This is a genomic window from Micromonospora sp. DT15, from assembly GCF_049841475.1.
In the GTDB taxonomy this organism is placed as follows: domain Bacteria; phylum Actinomycetota; class Actinomycetes; order Mycobacteriales; family Micromonosporaceae; genus Micromonospora.
This window is the reverse complement of record NZ_JBNCKJ010000006.1, coordinates 93,631-117,805: the sequence shown is the minus strand read 5'-3', so window position 1 is coordinate 117,805 and position 24,175 is coordinate 93,631. Positions and strand designations below refer to the sequence as shown.

The window sequence follows — 24,175 nt, the reverse complement described above, 5'->3', positions numbered from 1 at the left end:
ATAGTGTGCACTCATGGAGAGTTCCCCACCCGACAAGCGCGCCGAGCCCCGCCGCGTCGATCTGGACGCGCGGCAGGTACGGGTGCTGGCCCACCCACTACGGATGCGGCTGCTCGGCTCGCTGCGCATCGACGGCCCGGCCACCGCGACGGCCCTCGCCGAGAAACTGGGCACCAACACCGGCGCGACCAGCTACCACCTGCGGCAACTCGCCGAGGTGGGGCTGGTGGCCGAGGATCCGGACCGGGGCGCCGGTCGGCAGCGATGGTGGCAGGCCGCGCACGACATGAGCCACTTCGAGCCCACCGACTTCGACGACGACCCGGACGCCCGCGCCGCGGTGCAGTGGATCCAGGCCGACCAGGTGCGGCTGATGGGTGAGCTGGCCGAGCGGTGGATGGCCGTCGAGCACACTCAGTCTTCCGCCTGGCGCGACGCCGCGGGGATGGGCGACATGGTGCTGCCGCTCGACCCTGCCCGACTGCGTGCGCTCAACGACGACCTGTTGGCGGTGCTCCTTCGCTACCGCGACGAAGCCGTCCGCGACGCCCCGGACGTCAAGCCCGTGCACGTCTTCCTGGCCGGTTTCCCGCGTCTGGACCAGCGATGGTGAACGCGAGCAGCGCGCCGGTCGGGCCGGCCCAGCAGTCGCGAATCGAGGAGGCACTGTGAGCGCGTTGACCGTACGTCAGGTTCGGCGTCGTTACCTCACGCTCTACGGCCTGCGCTGGCTGCCCACGGGTCTGATGATCCCGGTGATGATCCTGCTGATGCAGGAGCGCGGCCTGTCGCTGCCGCAGATCGGCCTGGTCGGCACGGCTCAGGGGCTGCTGGTGCTGGCGCTGGAGTTGCCCACCGGCGGGTTCGCCGACGCTCTCGGTCGTCGACCGGTGCTGCTCGCCGCCGGGGTGATCAACCTTGTCTCCCTCGCGCTGTTCGCGGTGGCCGACTCGTTCGCCCTGTTCTTCGTGGTCTGGGCGCTGCAGGGCATCTACCGGGCGTTGGACAGCGGCCCGTTGGAGTCCTGGTACGTCGACGCCACCCTGGCCGCCGATCCGCAGGCCGAGTACGAGCGTGGCCTCGGCTACGCCGGTACCGTCGTCGGCGGCGCCATCGGCGGAGGCGCGCTGGTCAGCGGTGGTCTCATCGCGCTCGGCCCGATCGGGCCGGTCACCGCGCTCACGGTGCCCGTGTTGGCCGCCATCGTGGCGCAGGCGGCGGCGCTCGTCGCGCTCGTGGTGCTGCTGGTCGAGGAGCGGCCGGCCACAGGGGTCGCGGCGCTGCGGGCCTCGGTGGTCCAGGCGCCCCGGATGATCAGTCAGGCCGTCGGGCTGCTGCGTCGTTCCCGGGTGCTGCTGGCGTTGGTGGCCGTCGAGCTGTTCTGGGGCTTCGGCATGGTCACCTTCGAGTCGCTGCTGCCGGTGCGACTCGCCGAGGTGATCGGTGATCCGGAACGCGCCGCGGTGCTGCTCGGGCCGGCGAACTCGGCCGCCTGGCTCGCCTCGGCCGCCGGCGCGGCACTGACCCCACTGCTGCTGCGCTGGTTCGGCGCCGCTCCGGGTGCGGCCCTGCTCCGCGTCCTGCAGGGCGTGACTGTGGTCGGGATGGGGTTGTTCGCCGGGCCGGTCGGCGTGCTGGTGGCCTACCTCGCCTGCTACGCCGTGCACGGCGCGTCCAACCCGTTGCACAGTGGGCTGCTGCACCGGCAGGTCGACGGTCCGTACCGGACCAGCGTGCTCTCGCTGAACTCGATGATGGCGCAACCGGCCGGCGCGCTCGGCGGGGTGGTGCTCACCGCGCTCGCCGCCGCCACCAGCGTCAGCACCGCGATGGTGGTCGGCGCTGTGGTGTTGGCCGTCGCCGCCCCGCTCTACCTGCCCGCCTGGCTGGCCGGCCGTCGGGCCGCCCCGGCCGTCGAGCCGACCGCGGTCCCTGTGCCCGCCACCGACCGTTAGCGATAGCCCCCTCGCCTGGCCGGACGGCGGGCCGGTCAGGCGAGGCGGATCGAGCTGAGCGGGAGGGTGTTGGTGTAGCCGAGCCGACGGTAGAGCCTCCCCGCACCGACGTTGTGCGTGTAGACGCCGAGCCCGACCAGGTCGTGACGTGCCAGCAGCGCCCGGGTCATCCCGGCGGTCAGGGACGCGCCCAGCCCCCGACCACGTTGGTCGGGGGCGACGGTCAGGCCGGCCAGGAAGCCGATGTCCCCCTGGCTGCGGTCCGCGCCGCACGCCACCAACCGGTTGTCGGCCCAGATGCCGTACCAGTCGACCACCCGTGGGTCGCCCGGCCGCGAGGTGCTGGTGGGGAACGACTCTTCGACCAGTGCCGCCAGCGCCGGCTGGTCGGCGGCGGTGAGGCGGACCACTGGTTGTTCGTCCGGCGGCGCCGGCGGCGCCGTGTCGGTCCAGTGGAAGTCCCAGTCGCTGTGTTCGGTCACCGCCAGCCGGTCGACCAGCAGACCGCGATCGTGTCGAGGCAGGTGCAGGTGCTGTCCGGACTGGAACATCCCGTCGGCGGCGAGGGCGACACAGATCTCCAGCGCCGGCTCGGCCGGGCCGATCGCGCAGCCGGCCGGCCCGTGTCCCGGCGGCACCACCCACAGCACGGCACCGCCACGCTGGTACGCGTGCACCGGCCCGGCCCGTCCGAGGGCGTGCCGGGCGAACGGGTGGTGCCCGACGGCGGCCAGGACGGCGCTCCGGTCCTGGAGCACCTGGTCGTCGATGATCATGTGGTCCAGCCTAGGAGCCGGGGGGCGAATGCCTCCGCCGGGCCGTCGCGGCGTGGCCACCTCCACCGTGGAGATTGGCGAGTCGACCGATTGGGTACATCACGCGCCGACCTACTGGGAACCCCCACCGGAGGACCGACATGCTCGCCATTCTCGCGGCCATCGTCTTTGGCTTTGCTCTGCTGCTCGACCTGCTCGGCACCGACTTCGGAGCGCCGGACCTGTTCAACTGGAACACCCTCGTACTCATCGGGCTGCTTCTGCTCTCGCTCTACCTGGCCGGCGTGGGCAGCGGCCCGCGCGGCGGTGGCGGCGGCCGCTGGTACCGGGGCCGTCGCCCCGGGCGTGGCTGACCGGAACCGATCACCGGTGGCGGGCCCGCGGCGCGATTCCGGCGTCGTGGGCCCGGCCCGGTACTGTCTTCGTGATGGAGTCCGACGCCCTCTTCTCCCTCGGTGAACCCGCCGGGTCGCGCAGCGCGCCCGACGGTCCCGCCGGTGTCGACGGCTTCACCGCGGTGGCCGACGATTCGCCCCTGCCCGTCCGGATGCGCCCGGTGACCCTCGACGAGTTGGTCGGGCAGGAGCACCTGCTCGCTCCCGGCGCACCCCTGCGGCAGCTGGTCTCCGGCGGGGCTCCGATGTCGGTGATCCTCTGGGGCCCGCCGGGCAGCGGCAAGACCACGATCGCGCACCTGGTGGCCGGGGCCACCGACCGCCGCTTCGTCGCCATGTCGGCGCTCTCCGCCGGCGTGAAGGACGTAAGGGCGGTGATCGAGGCGGCTCGCCGCCAGCGTCGTTCCGGTGGCCCGCAGACCGTGCTCTTCATCGACGAGGTGCACCGCTTCAGCAAGACCCAACAGGATTCGCTGCTCGCCGCCGTCGAGGACCGCACTGTCACCCTGCTGGCGGCGACCACCGAGAACCCGTACTTCTCGGTCATCTCACCGCTGCTGTCGCGGTGCGTGCTGCTCACCCTCCAACCGTTGGACGACGAGGCGGTGCGGGGCCTGCTGCGCCGCGCGGTCGCCGACAAGCGTGGCCTGGACGGCGCGCTGGTGCTGACCACCGAGGCCGAGGATCACCTGGTCCGGCTGGCCGCCGGTGACGTCCGTAAGGCACTCACCGCCCTGGAGGCGGCGGCCGCCTCCGCGACGGCCCTCGGCGGCGGGCGGATCGACCTCGCCACCGCCGAGCAGGCCGTCGACGTGGCGGCGGTGCGCTACGACCGCGACGGCGACGCCCACTACGACGTGGTCAGCGCCTTCATCAAGAGCATGCGCGGCTCGGACGTGGACGCTGCGGTGCACTGGCTGGCCCGCATGCTGGTCGCCGGTGAGGACGCCCGATTCATCGCCCGTCGCCTGGTCATCTTCGCCAGCGAGGACGTGGGCATGGCCGACCCCGGTGCGCTGAGCGTGGCGACCGCCGCCGCGCACGCGGTCGAGTACGTCGGGTTGCCCGAAGCACAGCTCAACCTCGCCCAGGCGGTGATCCACCTGGCCACCGCGCCCAAGTCGAACTCGGCCACCACCGCCATCGGCGCCGCCATCGCCGACGTCCGGGCCGGTCGCGGTGGCCCGGTGCCGCGAGGGCTGCGCGACGCGCACTACTCCGGCGCCCGAGGGTTGGGCCACGGAACCGGCTACCGCTACCCGCACGACGACCAGCGCGGCGTGGTCACCCAGCAGTACGTCCCGGACGACCTGGTGGGCACCGACTACTACCAGCCCAGCCCGCACGGCGCGGAGCGGTCGGTGGCCACCAGGTTGCCGCTGCTGCGCCGGATCGTGCGTGGTCTGCCGGCTCCGGCCGTGCGCCCGCAGACGCCGACATCCGAGCCGTCCGTAACGGCGCAGACCGCGCCAGCGCTATCCCCGGGGGCCGCCCGTCCGACGACGGGCACGGATGCCCCCGGCACGATGCAGGACAGCGGCACCGACGCCGCAGGAGAGGGTCAACAGTGAGATCGCGTGGTGGGGACCGCCCGGACGAGGGCCCGGACGAGCGGCGCGATCCCCGCGCCAAGACCCGCCGTTGGGGTCGCGGCCGGGCTGCTGAGCCCGAGCCGGAGGAGCCGGTCGCCGGCGAGGAGTTCGGCTGGATCGACGATCTTCGTTCGGCCAAGCAGCAACGCACCGAGCTGGGCCCGGACGGCGCTCCGGCGGAGCCGAACCGGCCCCGCGGGGGTATGCCGCCGGCAGACCCGGCCGGGCCTCCGGCACAACCCGCCGCCCCGCGTACGGCGGGAGAGCCGCCCGGTGCGCGCGGCAGTGCGCCGGAGCCCTCGGCGCCGCCGGCTCCGCGTCAGAGTGAACCGGGCGGTGCCGCCGGCCGTCGACCGGTCGACGGGCCCTGGCCCGGGGAGACGCCGCCAGCGGGTCGTCGCCCGGACAACCGGCCGCCCGCAGCCGGCCCCGCAGCCGGGCAGCCGCCACGCCGAGGCGTTCAGCCGGTGCCCGGCGCCCGCGCTGCCGTACCACAGTCCCCGCCCCCCGCTCGCCCGGGCGGGGGTGACCCGGCCGGCCCGGCGGGGCCTCGTCCGGCACCCGACGCGCCCGGCGGCCCGGCCCGTCCGCGCGGTGCGGCCGCCCCTCCCGGCCCACCCGTGGGCCCACCGACCTCGGGCCCCCCGGCCGGTCGTCGCCCGGACGCCGCCGCTTCGCCGGCCCGTCGTCCGGACGCCGTTGTTCCGCCGGGCCGTCATCAGGACCCCGCCGCACCCGGCGGTCAACCCGACTCCATGCCGCCGCTGCGCCGTCCGGACGCCGGTCCGCCGGTCCGCCGACCCGGCCCGGAGCAACCGGTCGAACCCGGCCGTGCCCGGCCTCCCGCCGGCGGCCCGCCCGCCGGTCGCCGCGCCGCCGGCTCGGCACCCGACCCGACGCGGGCCGCCGGTGCTTCCGCCGCCCCCGGGCCGGCCCGCTTCGACGGTGCGCCGGCTGGCGTCGTGCCGTCGGCAGCGGACGGCCTGCGGCCCGACCCCGCCATCGACCGTGACCCGCGTACCGCCCGGCGTCGTCCGGGCCCGGCCGACCCCGGAGCACCCGAACCCGCCGGGCGCGCGTCCGAGGGTGCCCGTCCGACAGCCGGCGGGCGTCGCCGCGCCGCGGAACCCGACGAGCCGGTCGTGCCCCGCTCGGGGAACGCGCCACCCGTGCCCCGCTCGGGGAACGCGTCGTCGGTGCCCGAGGCGACCGGCGCGCACAGTGGCGCCCTGCCCACCACCGGCCCCGCCGACGGCACCGGTCGCCGCCGGGTTGTCTCCGATGAACCGGAACGCCGAACGCCGCCCAGCGGCGAACCCCGCCCAGATCGGCCGGAGCGGCCAGCGGACTGGCTGCGCCAGGCCGGCCGCCTGCCACACACCGACCCCGCCCTGCGAGTGGTCAACCGTCGAGACGGCAGTCCGCCGGCCGGGGGACGCCGTCCGGCGCCGCCCACCGGGCCGGTAGACCTCACCGACCAGGCGTCCGGTCGGCTCGCCGTGCCCGACCCGGCCGCGGAACACACCGCCGCCCGCCGGCCCGCCGGCCCGCCGGTCGACCCCGGCGCGGACGCACCGACCGGTCGTCGCGCCGTCCGGCCCGACGGGTCGGGATCCACCGGAGAGCAGGCCCTGACCTACCCCTCGCCGCCCGGTGACCGGCCCGCCCGTGGGCGGGGCGCTGCGGCGGTGCCCCCCACTCCGGACCCCACTGTTCGGCGCGGCCGTGCCGTGGCGGGGCCCGGCCCGGACGCACCGCCCGCCCCGGATCCGACCGGCCGACGACGACGTGGACCGGCCGAGCCCGGCCCTGACGGTACGGCTGTCCCCGGTCGACCGGGGACCGCGAGCGACAGTGGCGACGACCCCTACGCCGGCGGTCGACCCGGCGTCGGTCCCGCTGCTCGGGGCGCTGCCCGCTCCGTCCCACCCGGGCGGGCCCGCCCCGTTCCGGGCGACGCGCCGGCACCCGGTACCGGGCACCGTGGCGCCGACGGCCCACCGCGTCCCGGCCCGGGTGGCGATGCGGCACCCCCGGACGCGACCCGTCCGGATGGTCCGGCTCGTGCCGCCGTGCCGCCGGGTGTGGACGGTCCGCCGCGTACCCGTCCAGATGGTCCGGCTCGTGCCGCTGTCCGCCCACCCGGCGGGCAGCCGCCAGCCGACGGCCGGCCCGGTGAGCCCGGCCCGGCCCGTGGTGCTGCGCCGGCCGGGCGACCCATGCCGGCCGACCGCGCCGCCGGCCGCGCCCTGCCGCCGAATCGGGAGCCCGGCCGTGCCGAGCCGAGCGGTGTCGCGCCCGTGCCGCCGCCCGGACGCGCCGGCGAGCCAGTCGGCGTGGCCCGCGCCGCCGCCGCGGTGCCCGCCGCGGCCGGACCGGTGGACCGCCCGGAACCGGAGCCCTCCGACGGGCCGGCGCTGCGCTCGGCCGGTCAGGACGCGCCGGACGACGACGCCGCACCGAATGCCCGTTCCGAGGAACGCCGACAGACCCGTGAACGACGTCGCCTGCGTGCGGCGGTGTTGGTGCTGGTCAGCGTCGTGCTGCTCGGCGCGGTGCCGCTCTTCTTCGGGCTCCGGACGCTGAGCCGTGACCCGGTCTTCGACAACCTGGACCAGCTCGGCGTGCCCGGCTGGGCGGCCGCGAAGACGGTCGACGACGTCAGCGGCAGCCGCTGGTGCCTGCTCGACTGCCGGCTGCGTGAGCGCACCGTGACCTCGGAGAAGGCGCCCAAGGAGACGGCGCAGGTCTACGAGGACGCGCTGCGGCGGGACGGGTGGCAGCCGTGGAAGGTGAGCCGCTGCCCGGAGCAGGAGACGAAGGGCAGCTACACCTGCTGGCGTCGCGACGAGTTGACCCTCGACCTGTGGGTACGTGAGCCGACCTGTGTGCCGCCGCCGGTGGACGGCGAGCCGGCGACCGTGCCGTCCGGCGACCCGTCGGCCGCTGCGACCGAGTGCACCGGCTCGTTGGTGTCGGTGAAGGTGCGCAATGCGATCGACGATGAGCGGACCAGGCCGCAGCCGACCACCGACCCGTCACTGACCGGTGAGGATCCGTTCCCGACGGTCAGTGCGGATCCGCTGGGTGAGCTGACACCCTCACCGTCCTGAGCCGGTCTCCATCACGGACGGTAGGGTCTGGGGCTGGCGGGCACGCCCGCTACCGGTGAGCGCCGACGGCTCGGCGGCCGGTACGGGTGGCATGGTTGTGCGTTCCGGGGACGTCGGGTCCTGCGGAACTCTGCTTGAGGAGGACAGGCGTGGGCGACATTGGAGCGATAGCGGCGCTGATCGCGGCATCCGCGTTCGCGGTGCTGGTGCTCATCCTGACGCTGCCCATCCTGCGGCTGCGGCACACGGTTGACGCCACCACCCGCATGATCAACGACCTGAACGATCGGACCGCACCGCTGCTCGGTGACGTGAACACCACTGTGAAGAACGTCAACACCGCGCTGGAGCAGGTGCAGATCTCGCTCGACGGTGTGAACCTCCAGCTGGCGAAGGTCGACACCATGACCAGCCACGCGCAGAACGTCACCGCCAACGTCGCCAACCTGGCCACCGTGGTCTCCGCCGCGGCCGCCAACCCCCTGGTGAAGGTGGCCGCGTTCGGCTACGGCGTGCGGAAGGCCGCCGCCGGCCGCCGGCACGCCGAGACCGAGCGCGAGGTACGCGACACCATCAAGCAGCAGCGACGGGCCGCGCGACGCGGCAACAGCTGACCGGCCCGGCGCACCAGGAGGTAGCGGGACATGAGGCGCTTGTTCTGGCTCGGCATCGGGGTGGCCGTCGGTGTGATCGTGGTCCGCAAGGCGACCCGGACCGCGCAGGCGTACACGCCGGCGGGTATCGCCAGCTCGCTGACGGAATCCGCTGGCGGGCTCGTCGAGTCCCTGCGTAGTTTCGTGGAGGACGTCCGGGTCGGGATGGCCGAACGCGAGCAGGAGATCCACCACGCGTTCGCCCAGGGCGAGGCGTTCGACGACAAGTTCGCCGATCTGCGGGAAGACCCGCGAATCGGCGATCGAGAAATCTTTCCGGAGGAACACCAGCGATGAAGACGGCGGAGATCAAGCGGCGGTACCTCGCGCATTTCGAGGCGAATGGGCACGCCGTGGTGCCGTCCGCTCCGCTGCCCGCCATCAGCGATCCGAACCTGCTGTTCGTCAATGCCGGCATGGTGCAGTTCGTGCCGTACTTCCTGGGTCAGCAGACGCCCGCGTACCAGCGGGCGGTGAGTGTGCAGAAGTGCATCCGCACGCCGGACATCGACGAGGTCGGTAAGACGAGCCGGCATGGCACGTTCTTCCAGATGAATGGCAACTTCTCCTTCGGTGACTACTTCAAGGCCGGTGCGATTCCGCTGGCGTGGGAGTTGTCCACGAAGCCGATCGCCGAGGGTGGGTACGGGCTGGATCCGGAGCGGATCTGGCCGACGATCTACCTCGACGACGACGAGGCGTACGAGATCTGGCGGTCGGTGGGTGTGCCGGCGGAGCGGATCGTGCGTCGGGGCAAGGCGGACAACTTCTGGTCGATGGGCATTCCCGGGCCGTGTGGTCCGTCGTCGGAGCTGTTCTACGACCGGGGCCCGGAGTACGGGCGTGAGGGTGGCCCGGCGGTCGACGAGGACCGGTACATGGAGTACTGGAACCTCGTGTTCATGCAGTTCGAGCGCGGGCCGGGCACCAACAAGGAGGACTACCCGATCCTGGGTGACCTGCCGGCGAAGAACATCGACACGGGCATGGGCCTGGAGCGGATGGCGTCGATCCTGCAGGGTGTGGACAACCTGTACGAGATCGACGAGGTCCGGCCGATCCTGGCGCGGGCGGCCGAGCTGACCGGGAAGCGGTACGGGGCGCACTCGGGGCACGTGGCGAGTGAGTCGCACCCGGACGACGTGCGGTTGCGGGTGATCGCGGATCACGTGCGGACGGCGTTGATGTTGATCGGCGACGGGGTGACCCCGTCGAACGAGGGTCGCGGCTATGTTCTGCGGCGGATCATGCGTCGGGCGATCCGGTCGATCCGGTTGCTCGGCTGGCAGGAGCGGGCGCTGCCCGAGTTGCTGCCGGTGGCGCGGGACTGCATGGCCCCGTCGTACCCGGAGTTGGCGACCGACTTCGACCGGATCGCCGACTACGCGTACGCGGAGGAGGAGGCGTTCCTGTCCACCCTGCGGGCGGGTACGACGATCCTGGACACCGCGATCGCGGAGACCCGCACGGCGGGTGGCAGCTCTCTGTCCGGGGCGAAGGCGTTCCAGCTGCACGACACGTACGGCTTCCCGATCGATCTGACCCTGGAGATCGCGGCCGAGCAGGGTCTCACCGTCGACGACGAGGGGTTCCGCCGGTTGATGGCGGACCAGCGGACCCGGGCGAAGGCGGACGCGCAGGCGCGCAAGACCGGGCACGTGGACCTGTCGGCGTACCGGTCGGTGCTCGACGCGGGTGGCCCGGTCACGTTCACCGGCTACAGCGAGGTGTCCCGCGAGTCGACGGTGCGGGCGCTGCTCGGCGCCGACGGTCCGCGCCAGGCGGCCACCGAGGGTGACACCATCGAGCTGGTGCTGGACACCACCCCGTTCTACGCCGAGGGCGGTGGGCAGCAGCCTGACCAGGGCATGATCACCGTTGGTGGCGGGCAGGTCGAGGTGCTCGACGTGCAGCAGCCGGTGCCCGGCCTGATCGTGCACCGGGCTCGGGTGATCCGGGGTGAGGTGCGTGCCGGCGAGGCCGGTTTCGCCGAGATCGACACGACTCGGCGTCGGGCGATCTCCCGGTCGCACACCGCCACCCACCTGGTGCACCAGACCATGCGGAACTTCCTCGGCGAGTCGGCCACCCAGGCGGGGTCGTTGAACGCGCCCGGCCGGCTCCGGTTCGACTTCAACACCCCGACCGGGGTGTCGCCGAGCGTCCTACGTGACGTGGAGCAGCAGGTCAACGAGGTGCTGCTGGCCGACCTGGAAGTGCACGCCTTCATCACGTCGCTGGACGAGGCGCGGCGGATCGGGGCGATGGCGCTCTTCGGCGAGAAGTACGGCGAGGAGGTGCGGGTCGTCGAGGTGGGTGACTACGCCCGGGAGCTGTGCGGCGGCACGCACGTGGCCCGTTCGGCCCAACTCGGCCTCGTGAAGATCCTCTCCGAGTCGTCGATCGGCTCCGGTGTCCGCCGGGTGGAGGCGCTGGTCGGCATGGACGCCTTCGGCTTCCTGGCCAAGGAGCACCTGTTGGTCTCCCGGTTGGCCGAGCTGTACCGGGTGCCCAACGATCAGGTCGCCGACCGGGTGGAGCAGACCGTCACCCAGCTTCGGGACGCCGAGAAGGAGCTGGAGAAGCTGCGTGCCCAGTTGGTGCTGGGTGGCGCGGCGGCGCTCGCGGCGCAGGCCAAGGACGTGCGCGGGGTCGCGTACGTGGGCACGGAGGCGCCGGAGGGCGCGGCCGGTAACGATGTGCGCACCCTGGCTCAGGAGATCCGCGGCAAGATCGACCCGGCGCGGCCGGCGGTCGTCGCGGTGGCGGCGCGGTCGAACGGCAAGGCGTCCCTGGTGGTCGCGGTCAACGCGGCGGCGCGCAGCCGGGGCCTGGCCGCGTCGGATCTGGTGAAGGCGGCGTTCTCCGGGCGTGGCGGTGGCAGCCCCGATCTGGCCCAGGGCGGCGGTCTGCCCGCGGCCGAGGCGCCGAACCTGCTGCTCACCGTCGAGAAGGCGATTACTGAAGCGTGACCGATCATCACTGTGAGTCAGGGCGGGCCGATTGGTCCGCCCTGGTTCGTACCCGGTCGGGGGTGACCGTCGGTGGCTGAGCTGACGCGCGGTGTGCGGATCGGTGTGGATGTCGGTCAGGTGCGGGTGGGCATCTCCCGCTCGGATCCGGACGGGATCTTGGCAACGCCGCTGGTCACGCTGGCCCGCGATCTCACGGCGGCGCCGGACGCGGTGCCGAGTGACCTCGCCGAGTTGGCCGCGTTGGTGGCCGAGCACGAGGCCGTCGGGGTTGTCGTCGGTCTTCCGGTCAATCTCGCCGGCAAGCATGGCCCTGCGGCCGTCCATGTGAAGGCGTACGCTGACCGACTGGTCGATGTGATAGCGCCTGTCCCGGTAACGCTCACTGACGAGAGGATGTCGACCGTGGTCGCTTCTCGTAGGCTTGCCGAGCGTGGCGTCCGAGGTAAACGTCAACGTGCGGTTGTCGATCAGGCGGCCGCGGTGGAGATCCTGCAGAGCTGGCTGGACGCGCAGCGGAGGCGGACGTAATGATCGACGATCTGGATCTTGGGTTCGACGATGCGGAGCGGGGGGAGAAGGGTCGGCACCGGCGCGGCTTCCGCAAGCGCAAGAGCGGGTCCGGCGGCGGCCGGGGCAAGACGTTCCTGGCTCTGCTGATGGCCCTGCTCCTGTTGGGCGGCATCGGCGGTGGCGCGTTCTACGGCTTCGACCGTATTCAGAACTACTTCGTCACCCCCGACTACGACGGCGGCGGGGCTGGTGAGATCACCGTCGAGATCAAGAGCGGCGCGCTACTCGCCGACATGGCCGACGCCCTTGTGGCGGCCGACGTGGTCAAGAGCCAGAAGGCGTTCATCGAGGCGGCCGAGGCCAACTCGCGCAGCAAGAACATCCAGCCGGGCACGTACAAGCTGCGCAAGCAGATGAGCGGCGCGAACGCCGTGACCGCGATGCTCGACCTGAAGAACAAGATCGTCAACGGGTTGACCATCCCCGAGGGCCGCACCAGCTTCAACATCTACAAGCTGCTCTCCGAGAAGACCAAGATCCCGGTCAAGGACTTCCAGGCCGCCGCGAAGGACCCGGAGGGGCTCGGCGTCCCGGACTGGTGGTACACGCGCGGTGACGGCAAGAAGAGCGTCAAGTCCATCGAGGGTTTCCTCTTCCCGGACACCTACGAGATCCCGCCGAAGTCCACCGCCGAGAGCATCCTCAAGCTGATGGTGAACCGTTTCCTCTCGGTGACCGGTGAGATGAAGTTCGCCGACCGGGTGCAGGAGGAACGCAAGGTCAGCCCGTACGAGGCGCTGATCGTGGCCTCGCTGGCCCAGGCCGAGGCGGGCAACAAGGACGACCTCGGGAAGGTCGCCAGGGTCGCCTACAACCGGGCGTACGGCGAGTTCCCGTGCAACTGCCTGGAGATGGACGTCACCGTCAACTACTACCTGGAGTCCATCGGTAAGCCGACCAAGTCCTCCAAGCAGATGACGGCGGCCGAGCTGGACGACCCGAAGAACCCGTACAACCGCAAGCTGCCGGGCATGATCCCGACCCCGATCAACAACCCGGGCAAGCAGGCCCTGGAAGGCGCGATGGACACGCCGACCGGCAAGTGGCTCTATTTCGTGGCCATCGACGACAAGGGCCACTCCGCATTCGCTGAGACGTACGAACAGCACCAGCGCAATGAGAACAAGGCTCGGGAGGCCGGCATCATCTGACCGGCCGAATCACGCCGTAAAGGCTCCCTTCCCATTGCGACCGCAATTGTGGTCGTCGCCGGGAAGGGGGCCTTTACGTCTTCAGTCCTGACGCGCAATTACTGCGTCATTGTCAGTGACTCGTGCCGGTCCACGTGCCGGTGCGCGGGTTGAGGAACGTCCACACGCCATTGCTGTTCTGCTTGCGCAGACCGAACGTGCGGTTGTAGCCGTAGTAGAAGTAGCCGGTCTGGGTGCTCGTGTCGAACCCGGTGTTGCGATTGACAGCGCCGTACGCCTTGCCCCAGGTCTGCGGCCCGACGGAACCGTCGATGCCGATGTTCATCACGTCCTGCCAGGTCCTGGTCTTGGCAGCGGTGTTGGAGCCGAACTCCCCGTCGATGAAGCTGGTGCCGACGGTGCCGCTCAGGTCGTCGGCCCAGACGATGGCCTGCCAGAGCCGCACGATGTTGCCCGAGCGCACGCAGGAGCTGGAATTGCACAGCTGGTGGTTGTCCGACCAGCTGCCCGCTGCGGCGTCCGCCTTGGCGGGCGCGCCGATCATCAGCGAAAGGCTGAAGGCTGCGGCAATTGCGACCAGGGCACGCAGAATGCGTTTGTTCAAGGTTCCCCCCATTTTCAGATCGGTCGTACCGTCACCGAAATGCTTTCACTCCCATCGATGAGCGTCAAGCGCTGGCCGCCCCCGGGCGTGGTCCTCGACAGTGGGTCTCTGGTGGCTCGATCTGCCTGCTGGGTAGGGTCGATCCGAGGGTCCGTGAGGACGGAGACGTGATGCGGAACACGACAGCAGCGCTGGGTGGTGCGGGGTGACCGAGGCAAGCCGTAGGGCCGCGGTGCTGGGCAAGCCGATCGCGCACTCCCTCTCCCCGGTGATCCACACCGCGGGTTACGTCGCCGCCGGGCTGACCGGCTGGTCGTACACCCGGATCGAGTGCGCGGCCGCGGAGCTGCCGGATCTGGTCGCCGGCCTGGGCCCGGAGTGGGCCGGGTTGTCGGTGACCATGCCGGGCAAGGAGGCCGCGCTCGCCGTGGCCGACGCCGCGTCGCCGGTCGCCGCCGCCGTCGGTGCGGCCAACACGTTGGTACGCCGTCCGGACGGCTCCTGGTACGCGGACAACACCGACGTCGCCGGCATGGTGCGGGTGCTCACCGACGCCGGTGTGACAGCCGGTGCCGCCGTGGCGGTGCTCGGCGCCGGCGGGACGGCCCGCGCCGCGCTCGCCGCCGCCGCGCAACTGGCCTGCTGGTCGGTGACGGTGGTGGCCCGCCGGCCCGAGGCGGTCGACGAGTTGCGCCCGGTGGCGGACGCGGTGGGCGTCGCGCTGACACCCGCTTCGTGGGCCGACGCGCCCCGGCGGCTCGGCACCGCCGACGTGGTCGTCTCCACGGTGCCGAAGGGGGTGGCCGACCCGCTGGCCGGCGCGGTGGCCTGGCGGCCGGGCGCGGTGTTCTTCGACGCGCTCTACGACCCGTGGCCGACGCCGTTGGCGACGGCCGCCGACGCGGCCGGTTGCCGGATCGTCTCCGGTCTGGATCTGCTGCTGGCCCAGGCGGTCGGGCAGTTCGAACAGTTCACCGGCGTGACCGCGCCGACGGCGGCGATGGCCGCCGCGCTGACTGTCGCTCGCGCCGGCTGACGGACCGAACAGGCAGCCGCAACGTCCTGGTGGCGGGCAGCTTTCCACGGGTTCCGTTGACTGCGCGCGTGCTCCACCGGCAAGGTGTGTGGCGGGCTTCGGTCGCGCCTGTGGCCAGAGGCCCTGATTTCCCCGAGGCGGTTCCTTAGCTGACGGTTAAGACGCGCTTACGGAAAACTGTCCTACCTGCCACATGTCCTGGTCATCGATACGCTGCTCACCGTTACGGACGCAGACACAGGGAGTTTCCTTGACCAGGCACGGACTGCACCGCATCACCCGGTTCCGCTCCGGGCCCCGGCGTAAGGCGATTGCCATCGGCGTGGTCGGCGGTTCGGTGGTGGCCGGCATCGTGGCGACGATGATGCCGCTGCTCGCCAGCGACGACCTGTCGATCCGGGCGGCGGCCGACACCACCGCCACCGCGGTGTCGCAGGACGGTGACAACGCGGCGAAGTCGACGCTGGCCACCTGCGCGACGCGCTGCGACGGCAACCCGCGCGGTGGCCGCGAGGCGGTCATCGAGTTCGCGGTGACCACGGTGCCGTCCACCGCGGTCAACATCCGGGCGACGCTGCGGGTGCACGCCTGGCAGCAGTTCCCCGCCACGGTGACGGCGCACGCCTCGCCGCTGAGCGCCCGCGAGTCGCGGCCGCCGCTGACGTCGGCCGGTGCCGCACTGGACAGCGTGACCAGCGTGTCCAAGGGCTTCAACGAGTGGGACGTCTCCAAACTGGTCACCGGCAACGGCACCTGGACGGTCTCGTTGGCGCAGAGCGGCCTGGAGAGCCGGATCTACTGGGCGTCGGTCGAGAATCGCAACCCGGACCTGCGGCCCAGCCTGCTGATCAGCTACGACCTCGGGTCCCGGCCGTCGCCGCCGTCGTCCACGCGGCCGGCACCGCCGCCGTCGCCGAGCGCGTCGCCGACCACCGCCTCGCCGAAGCCGTCGCCGACCATCGCCCCGACCCGGACGGCGACCCCGAGCGCCAGCGGCACCGTTCCGTCCGGCAAGTGTGGTTCCGTCTCGGACAAGCTCGTCCCGTCCTGTGGCGCCTGGTGGGGCATGTATTCGCCCGCCGGTGCGGCCGGCGGCTGGGACCACGGCAAGGCCGTCACCGATGTGGAGACTCAGGTCGGGCGCAAGTTCGACATCGTGCACCGCTACCACGACTTCTCGAACGCCGGCAGTAACGGCGCATTCCCCGACATGTACGAGCAGCAGCAGATGCGCGAAGGCCGGCTGATGTTCTTCGCCTGGGAGTCCCGGGACTTCTCCGCAGGTACCACCCTGAAGTGGTCGGACGTCTACGGCGGCAAGCAGGACGGCACCATCGACGCGGTCGCGGGCCGGATCAAGGCCGCCGGTGTGCCGGTCTTCATCGGTTTCGACCACGAGCCGGAGGACGAGCCGAACAAGGGCAGCGACGCCGATTTCGTCCGGGCCTGGCGCTACGTCCACGAGCGGTTCGCCAGCGCCGGCGCGACCAACGCGGTCTGGGTCTGGACGATGATGGGCTGGTCCGGGCACTACTCCCGGTACGCCGGCCTGTACCCGGGTGACCGGTACGTCGACTGGGTGGCCTACGACCCGTACAACTTCCACGTCTGCAACGGCAGCACGGTGTGGAAGAGCCCGAGCACGACGGTCGGCGGTTTCTACCGGTGGCTGGACGACAACGGCATCGGCGCGGGCAAGCCCCGGATGCTCGCCGAGTTCGGCACCAACTTCAACTCCGCCGACCTGGGCGCCAAGCAGCGGTGGTTCCAGGAGTTCCCGGCGGCGCTGAAGGAGCACCCGAAGATCAAGGCGGCCATCTACTTCAACTCGGCCGGCATGACCAGCCGCACGTCGACCTGCGACATGACGATGAACCACGACGCCGCGGCGGTGGCTGGCTTCGCGAAGGCCGGCCAGGACCCCTACCTGCGGCAACCCACCGGAGGTAACCGCTGACGTTCGAAATGGGCTGACCGGACGACGTTCGCCGGGGGTCGCACAGCCGATCCTCCGGCGTTCTGTCGGCTTGCGGATTCATGCACCGCCCAATCGGCGGATTTTGTTTACCAGGCTGGACGAGGCACGCTACCTCGGGTTCTCATCCAATCTGGAGGCGCAGCGTGCCCAAACTCTCGCACTTGTGGCGTTTTGCAGGACGACGTCGTACTCGGGCGGGGATGGTCGCGTTGGCGATCATCGCCGCAGCTCTGGGCGTGCCCACGACCGCGTCGGCCGCTGTGGTACCGGTCCCGGCCACGGCGACTCTGGTGTCGGCGAACCCCGCCGACACGACCCCGCACGCCCGAGACGGTGAGACCCGTGCCTTCGCGCAGGTGGGCAACACGGTCTTCGTCGGCGGCAGCTTCACCCAGCTCCGGCAGACCGCGAGTTCCGCGTGGGTGACGCAGCGCTACCTCTTCGCGTACGACCGGACCACCGGCACCATGTCGACCACCTTCCTGCCGGTGCTCGACGGCGCGGTCAACACGCTCCTCGCCGGCCCCGGCGGCACGCTGATCGTCGGCGGCACCTTCAAGAACGTCAACGGCGTCTCCCGGAAGAACCTGGTGGCGCTCAACCCGTCGACCGGCGCGATCATCGACAGCTGGGTCGGGCGTTCCGACGGCGGCACCGTCCGTGACCTGGCGCTGCACGGCAACTGGCTGTACGTGGCCGGCGCGTTCAACTGGCTCAACGGCACCGCGCACGCCGGTCTGGGCCGGCTCAACGCGACCACCGGCGCGATCGACCCGAGCTTCAGCATCGACGCCACTGTGGGACGGCACGGCACCACGTCGTACGTCTGGACCATCGACGTCGCGCCGGACGGCGGCACCCTGGTCGTCGGCGGCAACTTCACGCTCGTCAACGACCTGCCGCGCAACCAGATGGCGTTGGTGGACGTCTCCGGGACTCCCACCCTGCTCGACTGGAGCACCGAGAAGTTCACCCCGCCGTGCGCTTCGCCGACGACCTTCGTGCACTACGTGCAGGACGTAAAGTTCGGTGAGGACGGCAGCTGGTTCGTGGTCGGCACCAACGGCGGCGCCGGCTGGCCGACCGCGTACTGCGACGCCCTGGTTCGCTTCGAGACCGCCGCGCGGGGCAGCGGCCTGCTCGCGACCTGGGTCGACTTCACCGGCAACGACACCATCACCTCGGTCGAGGTCGCGGACAACGTCATCTACCTGGGCGGGCACTTCCGTTGGCTCAACAACCCGAACGCCAGCGACAACGCGGGTTCGGGCGCGATCGACCGGCTCGGCATCGCCGCCGTCACTCCGGCGACCGGCATGCCGGTGAACTGGAACCCACGCCGTAGCGGCAGCGCCTCGATGCCGTCGGGCACCAGCAGCTGGGGTTCGTCGGTGCCGGTGCTCTGGCGCGGCTCGGACGGCCTCTACTTCGGGCACAACTCCGATGGCATGGGCGAGGAGTACCACGGCCGGCTCGGTATGTTCCCGCTCGCCGGCGGACGCACCTTCACCGCGAAGAACCCGCCGTCGGCCACCACCGGCAACCTCTACGTCGGCACCGCCTCGGGCACCGTGGCGAAGGTGCCGTTCAACGGCACCGAGCTGGGCACCGCGACCAGCGTCAGCCAGCCCACGTACACGGCGGCCGGCGCGACGTGGCGGGTGGACGACCGGATCTACTGGTCGCACACGGTGGCCGGCACGCCCACCGGCAGTCGGATCGACATCTCGCTCTTCAACGGGGGCGCGATCGGCTCGCCGTGGGAGGCGTCCGGCTACAACGACTGGTACAACCCGGCGTTGCTGACCGGTGCCTTCTTCCTCGACGGCCGGCTCTACTACACCCGTACCGGGGCCAACAACCTCTACTACCGGTACTTCGAGATCGACGGCAACTACCTCGGTGCCACCGAGTTCGCCCTGCCGACCACGGGCGTGACGTGGTCCACGGTGCGGGGCATGGCCTGGGTGGGCGGCCGGATCGTCTACGGCTCCACCGACGGCACTCTGCGGAGCGTGCCGTTCGACCCGACGGCCGCGCCGACGGCGGTGGTCAACGGCACCACGGCGACGGTCATCAGCAGCGCGACGCCCGAGTTGTCCTGGTCTACCCCATCGACATTCTTCTCCGTACAGTAAGGGTCAACCGTTCGTAACGGAGCATCGGTAGATTGTTCACGTTGGGCCGGTGGCGGGTACCCACCGCCGCCGGCCCGCGACGGTGGGGGAGGGTCGTTGCTCGGCGCCGGTGGCATCCGAACGAGACGCGCGGTGCGTCTGGTCTTCGCGGTCAAACGCGGCTGGTATCAGCTCCGTTACCGACGGTTGACGCTCGGTCGAGACGTGGAGATCCGTGGCCGGATCCGGTTGCGGCGCGGTGTGCGGGTCACCATCGGTGACCGCACCCGGTTGAACAAACTCGTCCGCTTCGCCGGTCCCGGTGAGGTACGCGTCGGCGCGGACTGTCTGCTCAACGCCACCTGGATCGGCACCTGGACGTCGGTGACGGTGGGGGACCGGTGCCTCCTGTCGGACTGCGAGCTGCTCGACAACGACTTCCACAACCTGCCCCCCGAGCAGCGGCACGCACCGCCGGGCCCGCTCACCCGTGCTCCGATCGTTCTCGAGGACAACGTCTGGGTCGGTGCGCACGCCCTGGTCCTGAAGGGCGTGCGGGTCGGCCGGGACAGTGTCGTCGGCGCGGCGACTGTGGTCCGCACGGACGTACCGCCCGGCGTCGTGGTCGTCGGCAATCCTCAACAGACGGTGAAGAAGTTCCATGACTGATGCAGCGCCCGCCCCCTGGCCCACGGACGGCCCGTCCCCCGGCACCTCACGTGCCGTGACACTGACCGACCTGCTGCGGGTGCCGATGCACCGGTTGCGGTTGGTCGCGGCGGTCGCCATGGTCGGCCTGCTCGCCGCGCTCGGCTACGTGCTGCTGGTCCCAGCGGCGCTGTCCGCGAGCGCCGTGGTCGCGGTCCGGCCGGTCGTGACAGACGCCTTCACCCCCAGCGGCGCGGGCGCCGACCGCGCGGTCAACATGAACGTGGAGAGCGGCATCGCCACCGGCACCGAGGTGGTGCAGCAGCTCGCCGAATTCGCCGGCGGCGACCCGCGCGACATCCGTGACGCGCTCGAGGTCGAGGTGCCCACCGGTGGGCAGATCCTGCGCTTCACCTACCAGGCGCGCGAGGCGCACCAGGCGGTGCAGAGCGCCAACAGGGCCGCCGAGGCGTACCTGAGCGTGCGCCGGACCATGTACGAGCAGCAGCGCGCCGAGATGCTGCGCTCCTACGACGCCAGCATCACCAAGGTCGCCGCCCAGCAGACCGCGTTGCAGAAGCGGGCGAACACCGCCAAGGACAGCGCCGCCGGTGACGCGCTGGTGGCCGAACTGGCCGGGATCAACAACCAGCTCACCCAGCTCAACGCCGCCCGTACCGAGATCGCCGCGGTCGACGTCAACCCCGGGTGGGTCACCCAGACCGCCGAGAAGGCGCTGGTCACCTCCGCCGGGCACCGGCCGCTCTACCTGGTCGCCGGCCTGCTCGGTGGCGCGCTGGTCGGCGTCGTCCTGGCGTACCTCTGGGAGTCGACCGACCGGCGGGTCCGCTCGGTCGCCGACGGCCGGGAGGCCTCCGGCCTGCCGCTGCTCGGCACGGTGCGCCGGCCGGCGTTCCGGGGCAGCCCCCGGGCGGTCGACGCGGACATCCGGTACGTGGCGATGGCGGTCGCCGAGCGGGTCCGGCAGCCGGCCCGGGTGGCCCTGGTCACCGCCCGGGAGGACGCCACCCCGCTCACCGCCGGGCTCGCCGTGGCGCTCGCCGTCGACGGCCGGGAGGTCTTCGTCGCCGACGACAGCGGACGGATCGACCGGCTACGGGCCAGCGTCCTCGCCGACCGGGGGCGACTGCCCATCGACCCGTCCCGCCCGCTGGTGCCCAAGCCCCGGCCGGCCGGCAGCACACCGGCCGCCGGTGCCACCACGGAGAGCACGCCCGCCCGTCGGCCCTCCCCGCACCCGCCCGGCGCCCGCCCGTCCACCGACCCCGACGCCACCCTGACGCTGCCGAGAGTGGCGTCCGCCCGCCCGGAGAACAGTCGCGTCGTCACCCCCGACGAGGTTGTCGTGGGTGTGGGCAGTGTCCGGTTCGGCACCTGGCGGCAGGGCGCCGACCACGGCCTGGTTCTGTTCAACGCCCCGCCGGCCGAGTCCGACGAGCGTGGCGTGGCCGTGGCCCGGCAGGGCAGCGCGGTGGTGGTCGTGGAGCGCGACCGCACCCGGCAGAGCGACCTGCGACGCCTGGTGGAGCGGCTGCGCGCCGCCGGGGTCACCCCGCTGGGCTTCGTCCTTACCCGAAACGGTCGGGCCTGAGCGTGTCGGTGACCCGCGCCCCGGCGACCGAACCACCACCCGGAGGCGCTCCGCAGGAGCCCGCGCCGGTGCCGCCGTCCGCGCCGCCGCACCTGCCGCTCTGGCCGCTGTCACTGATGTTCGGCCTGGTGCCGCTCTGGTGGCTGCTCGGTGCGTTCTACCTCGGCTGGCCGCTGCTGGGCGCGCTGCTGCTCGCGTTGCTGCTGACCCGGGGGCGCGTGCCGCTGCCGCCGGCGGCCGGCATCTGGCTGCTCTTCCTCGCCATCGTGGTGGTCAGCGCCACCCAGTTGTCCTCGCCCGCCTCGCTGCTCACGTTCGCCCTGCGGCTGGCCTTCTACCTGACCGCGCTGGTGGTCGGCGTCTACGTCTACGCGGCCGCCCGGGAACGCGCCAGCCTGGTGGCGGTGCTCACCCCGCTCTGCGCGTTCTGGTTCGGGCTGGTGGCACTGGGCTGGCTCGGGGTGCTCGTGCCCCGGCTGGCCATGACGACCCCGATGGAGGTGCTGCTGCCCGGCGGGGTGGCCGGCACCCCGTTCATCCAGGACATGGTGCACCTCACCACCGCTGAATACAGCGCCCGATCGCTCAACCCGATCTATCGGCCGGCCGCGCCGTTCGCGTACACCAACAACTACGGCAGCGCCTACGCGATGACCCTGCCCTGCGTGGTGGCCTTCGCGATGCTGCGCCGGCAGGGGCTGCTGCGCTGGGCGCTGCTGGCGTCGCTGCCGCTGTCGCTGGCGCCGGCGTTCCTCACCCTCAACCGGGCGATGTTCCTCAGCCTCGGCGCCGGGCTGGCGGTGCTCGGGGTGCGGGCCAGCCTGCGCGGCAACGTCCGGGTGGCCGCCTCCATCGTCGGGGTCGTGGTGATCGGCGGGTTGGCCACCCTGTTCATCCCGATCACCGAGCTGATCAGCAAGCGGGTCGACTCCAGCGACACGAACACCGACCGGCTCTCGCTCTACACCGAGGTGATCCGCCGGGTGCAGGAGTCGCCCTGGTTGGGCTACGGGGCTCCGGTGAACGTCGACACGGTGTCGGCGGCCGCGCCGATCGGCACCCAGGGGCAGTTGTGGATGGTGCTGTTCAGCCACGGCGTACCCGCGCTGATCTGCTTCCTGGCGTGGTTCGTCGCCGCGGCGGTGATCTGCGCGCGGGCGACGTCGGCGGCCGGGCAGTGGCTGGCGGTGGTGCCGGTGGTCTGCCTCGTGCAGGTCCCGTTCTACGGCATGGCGAACCAGAACCTGGCGGTCGCGTTCTTCGCTGTGGCCTTCGCGATGGCGCTGACCGAACGTGAACGGCTGACCCGGCTGGCCGGGTCGTCGCCGACGCCCGCGCGGACCGCGCCGGTGCCCGCGTGACCGCCGCGACCCGACCGTCGGCCGGTGCCGACGAGGGCCGGCCCACGTCCACTCCCGCCGAGGATCAGGCGACGCCGTCGCCCGCCGAGGACACCGGCTCGGCCGAGACCCGCCGCAGCGCGCGCAGCGGCGTGGCCGGGCTGCTCGGCGCGGCCACCAGTGGCCTGTTCGGGTTCGTGCTGGCGGTCGTGATCACCCGCGGCTACGGCCCGGCCGGCGCGGGAGCGTTCTTCGCCGCGATCGGGGTCGTCACAGTGGCCACCGCGATCTGCACGCTCGGCGCGGAGACCGGCCTGATGTGGGCTCTGCCCCGCCGCACCGCCGGCGTGCGCGGCGACGCCGCCCGGGTGCTCCCGGTGGCGCTGATCCCGCCGCTGTTGACCGGGCTGCTGGTCGCCGGCGTGGGCGTGCTGGCCGCCGATGCCCTCGCGCCCCGGCTGCTGCGCGGCTCCGGCGCGAGCGGCGATGCTCTGCTCACCGTCACGTTCGCCGCGGTGCCGGTGGTGGTCGCCATGACCCTGCTGCTGGCCGCGCTGCGCTGCGTGCGGCCCATCCGGGCGTACGTCGGGGTGCAGTTCCTGCTGCTGCCGGTCGCCCGCCCGGTGCTGGTCGGCGCGGCCGCGTTGGCCGGTGGTGGCCTGCTCGCCGGCATGACCGGCTGGTTGGTGCCGGCGGCGTTGGCGCTGCTGGCCTGTCTCACCCTCGTCGCCGGCCCGCTCGGGCTGGGTCGGGGCGCGACGCTGCGTCCGCACCGCGCCGACTGGTCCACGTTCTGGCGCTTCGCGTTGCCCCGGGCCGCCTCGGCGGCCATCGACGCCGGCAGCATGTGGGTGGGCGTGCTGCTCACCTCGGTGCTGGCCGGGCCGGCGGACGCCGGTGTCTTCGGCGCCGTCGGCCGGTATGTGCTGGCGGGTCAGTTGGCCATGCAGGGGCTGCGGGTGGCGGTGTCGCCGCAGCTGTCCCGGCTGCTCGGGCGGGGTGAGCGGGCCGCGGCGGCGGCCGTGCACCGGCAGTTGACCACCTGGGGGCTGGTGTTGTCCTGGCCGGTGTACCTGCTGCTGGCGGTCTTCGCGTTGGCCTTCCTCCAACTGTTCGGGCCGGAGTTCACCGCCGGTGTGCCGGCGATGACGGTGCTGGCGCTGGCGATGCTCGTCAACACCGGAGTGGGCAACGTGCAGAGCCTGCTCCTGATGGGCGGGCGCAGCGGGCTGCACCTGGTCGCCACCGTTGCCGGGTTGACGGTGACCGTCTCGCTGGGTCTCTGGCTGATTCCCCGCTACGGCGCGACGGGCGCGGCGGTTGCCTGGGCGGCCGGCATCGCCACCGAGAACCTCACCGCCGCCGGGTTCGCCCGGTCGGTGGTTCGGGAGCCGCTGTTCGACGCCGCGATGGTGCGTGCCGCGGCGGCCACGATCGCCGGTGTGGGTTTGGCCGCCGGGGCCGGCGTGCTGGTGGGCGGTCGCGGCCTGCCCGGCCTCGCGGTGGCGTTGGCGGTGCTGCTGGCCGGCTGCGTCGGCATGTTGACGTTGCCCCGGGTGCGCGCCGGCATCCGGGGGACCATGAGGCAGATCCGTGGAGGGGACAACGCGGCCGCGGCCGCCGAACCCACCTCGGCATCGACGAGAGGCAGGTGAGGTTC

At 72.1% G+C, this 24,175-nt stretch carries 19 protein-coding genes; 17 read left to right on the top strand and 2 right to left on the bottom strand.

Annotation, left to right across the window (positions count from 1 at the left end; translation table 11 throughout):
• Positions 1 to 13 precede the first annotated feature (13 nt).
• Together ACLQ3F_RS15190 and ACLQ3F_RS15185 are read left to right on the top strand one after the other, a co-directional pair.
• A complete protein-coding gene (locus ACLQ3F_RS15190) occupies positions 14 to 613 on the top strand; it encodes an ArsR/SmtB family transcription factor (RefSeq protein WP_425849451.1) in 600 nt (199 codons plus the stop codon).
• A 55-nt stretch (positions 614 to 668) separates the two neighbouring features.
• Positions 669 to 1,955, top strand: coding sequence for an MFS transporter (locus tag ACLQ3F_RS15185; RefSeq protein WP_425849449.1), 1,287 nt, complete (start codon positions 669 to 671; stop codon positions 1,953 to 1,955).
• 35 nt (positions 1,956 to 1,990) lie between these two features.
• On the opposite strand, the gene ACLQ3F_RS15180 is transcribed toward ACLQ3F_RS15185, so the two are convergent.
• On the bottom strand, positions 1,991 to 2,731 hold the full coding sequence (locus ACLQ3F_RS15180) for a GNAT family N-acetyltransferase (RefSeq protein WP_425849448.1): 741 nt from the start codon (positions 2,729 to 2,731) through the stop codon (positions 1,991 to 1,993).
• Positions 2,732 to 2,871: 140 nt separating this feature from the next.
• Between ACLQ3F_RS15180 and ACLQ3F_RS15175 the strand changes: the two genes are divergently transcribed.
• From ACLQ3F_RS15175 to mltG, 8 genes are all read left to right on the top strand, one after another.
• A complete protein-coding gene (locus ACLQ3F_RS15175; RefSeq protein WP_124855015.1) occupies positions 2,872 to 3,084 on the top strand; it encodes a hypothetical protein in 213 nt (70 codons plus the stop codon).
• Positions 3,085 to 3,158: 74 nt separating this feature from the next.
• The gene (locus ACLQ3F_RS15170; RefSeq protein WP_425849446.1) at positions 3,159 to 4,697 is read left to right on the top strand and encodes a replication-associated recombination protein A; all 1,539 of its coding nucleotides are present in this window, start codon (positions 3,159 to 3,161) and stop codon (positions 4,695 to 4,697) included.
• 2,438 nt (positions 4,698 to 7,135) lie between these two features.
• The gene (locus ACLQ3F_RS15165; RefSeq protein ID WP_425849809.1) at positions 7,136 to 7,831 is read left to right on the top strand and encodes a hypothetical protein; all 696 of its coding nucleotides are present in this window, start codon (positions 7,136 to 7,138) and stop codon (positions 7,829 to 7,831) included.
• Between the two features lie 149 nt (positions 7,832 to 7,980).
• Positions 7,981 to 8,445, top strand: coding sequence for a DUF948 domain-containing protein (locus tag ACLQ3F_RS15160; RefSeq protein WP_124823092.1), 465 nt, complete (start codon positions 7,981 to 7,983; stop codon positions 8,443 to 8,445).
• 30 nt (positions 8,446 to 8,475) lie between these two features.
• Positions 8,476 to 8,781 (top strand): hypothetical protein, encoded by a 306-nt coding sequence (locus tag ACLQ3F_RS15155; protein ID WP_091401860.1) that lies wholly within the window; start codon positions 8,476 to 8,478, stop codon positions 8,779 to 8,781.
• Positions 8,778 to 11,456, top strand: a complete 2,679-nt coding sequence (gene alaS / locus ACLQ3F_RS15150) for an alanine--tRNA ligase (protein ID WP_425849445.1) — start codon at positions 8,778 to 8,780, stop codon at positions 11,454 to 11,456. Before ACLQ3F_RS15155 ends, alaS begins: the two co-directional genes overlap by 4 nt.
• Before the next feature lie 72 nt (positions 11,457 to 11,528).
• On the top strand, positions 11,529 to 11,987 hold the full coding sequence (ruvX, locus tag ACLQ3F_RS15145) for a Holliday junction resolvase RuvX (RefSeq protein WP_184184558.1): 459 nt from the start codon (positions 11,529 to 11,531) through the stop codon (positions 11,985 to 11,987).
• A complete protein-coding gene (gene mltG / locus ACLQ3F_RS15140) occupies positions 11,987 to 13,180 on the top strand; it encodes an endolytic transglycosylase MltG (protein WP_357196156.1) in 1,194 nt (397 codons plus the stop codon). Before ruvX ends, mltG begins: the two co-directional genes overlap by 1 nt.
• 112 nt (positions 13,181 to 13,292) lie before the next feature.
• Here mltG and ACLQ3F_RS15135 read toward each other — a convergent pair whose 3' ends face one another.
• Positions 13,293 to 13,784: a peptidoglycan-binding domain-containing protein gene (locus ACLQ3F_RS15135; RefSeq protein ID WP_425849442.1), complete on the bottom strand. Its 492-nt coding sequence runs from the start codon at positions 13,782 to 13,784 to the stop codon at positions 13,293 to 13,295.
• Positions 13,785 to 13,989: 205 nt separating this feature from the next.
• Here ACLQ3F_RS15135 and ACLQ3F_RS15130 point away from each other — a divergent pair, with 205 nt between their 5' ends.
• From ACLQ3F_RS15130 to ACLQ3F_RS15100, 7 genes are all read left to right on the top strand, one after another.
• Positions 13,990 to 14,820 carry a shikimate dehydrogenase gene (locus ACLQ3F_RS15130; protein ID WP_425849441.1) on the top strand — a complete coding sequence of 277 codons (831 nt, stop codon included), beginning with the start codon at positions 13,990 to 13,992 and terminating at the stop codon, positions 14,818 to 14,820.
• 250 nt (positions 14,821 to 15,070) lie between these two features.
• Positions 15,071 to 16,777 (top strand): glycoside hydrolase, encoded by a 1,707-nt coding sequence (locus ACLQ3F_RS15125; protein ID WP_425849439.1) that lies wholly within the window; start codon positions 15,071 to 15,073, stop codon positions 16,775 to 16,777.
• A gap of 221 nt (positions 16,778 to 16,998) precedes the next feature.
• A complete protein-coding gene (locus tag ACLQ3F_RS15120) occupies positions 16,999 to 18,936 on the top strand; it encodes a hypothetical protein (protein WP_357196168.1) in 1,938 nt (645 codons plus the stop codon).
• A gap of 132 nt (positions 18,937 to 19,068) precedes the next feature.
• Positions 19,069 to 19,584: an acyltransferase gene (locus tag ACLQ3F_RS15115; RefSeq protein WP_355009213.1), complete on the top strand. Its 516-nt coding sequence runs from the start codon at positions 19,069 to 19,071 to the stop codon at positions 19,582 to 19,584.
• Positions 19,577 to 21,175, top strand: a complete 1,599-nt coding sequence (locus ACLQ3F_RS15110) for a lipopolysaccharide biosynthesis protein (protein ID WP_425849437.1) — start codon at positions 19,577 to 19,579, stop codon at positions 21,173 to 21,175. Before ACLQ3F_RS15115 ends, ACLQ3F_RS15110 begins: the two co-directional genes overlap by 8 nt.
• 68 nt (positions 21,176 to 21,243) lie before the next feature.
• Complete coding sequence (locus ACLQ3F_RS15105) at positions 21,244 to 22,536, top strand: O-antigen ligase family protein (protein WP_357196177.1); 1,293 nt, start codon at positions 21,244 to 21,246, stop codon at positions 22,534 to 22,536.
• Positions 22,533 to 24,170 (top strand): lipopolysaccharide biosynthesis protein, encoded by a 1,638-nt coding sequence (locus ACLQ3F_RS15100; protein WP_425849435.1) that lies wholly within the window; start codon positions 22,533 to 22,535, stop codon positions 24,168 to 24,170. Before ACLQ3F_RS15105 ends, ACLQ3F_RS15100 begins: the two co-directional genes overlap by 4 nt.
• Positions 24,171 to 24,175 lie beyond the last annotated feature (5 nt).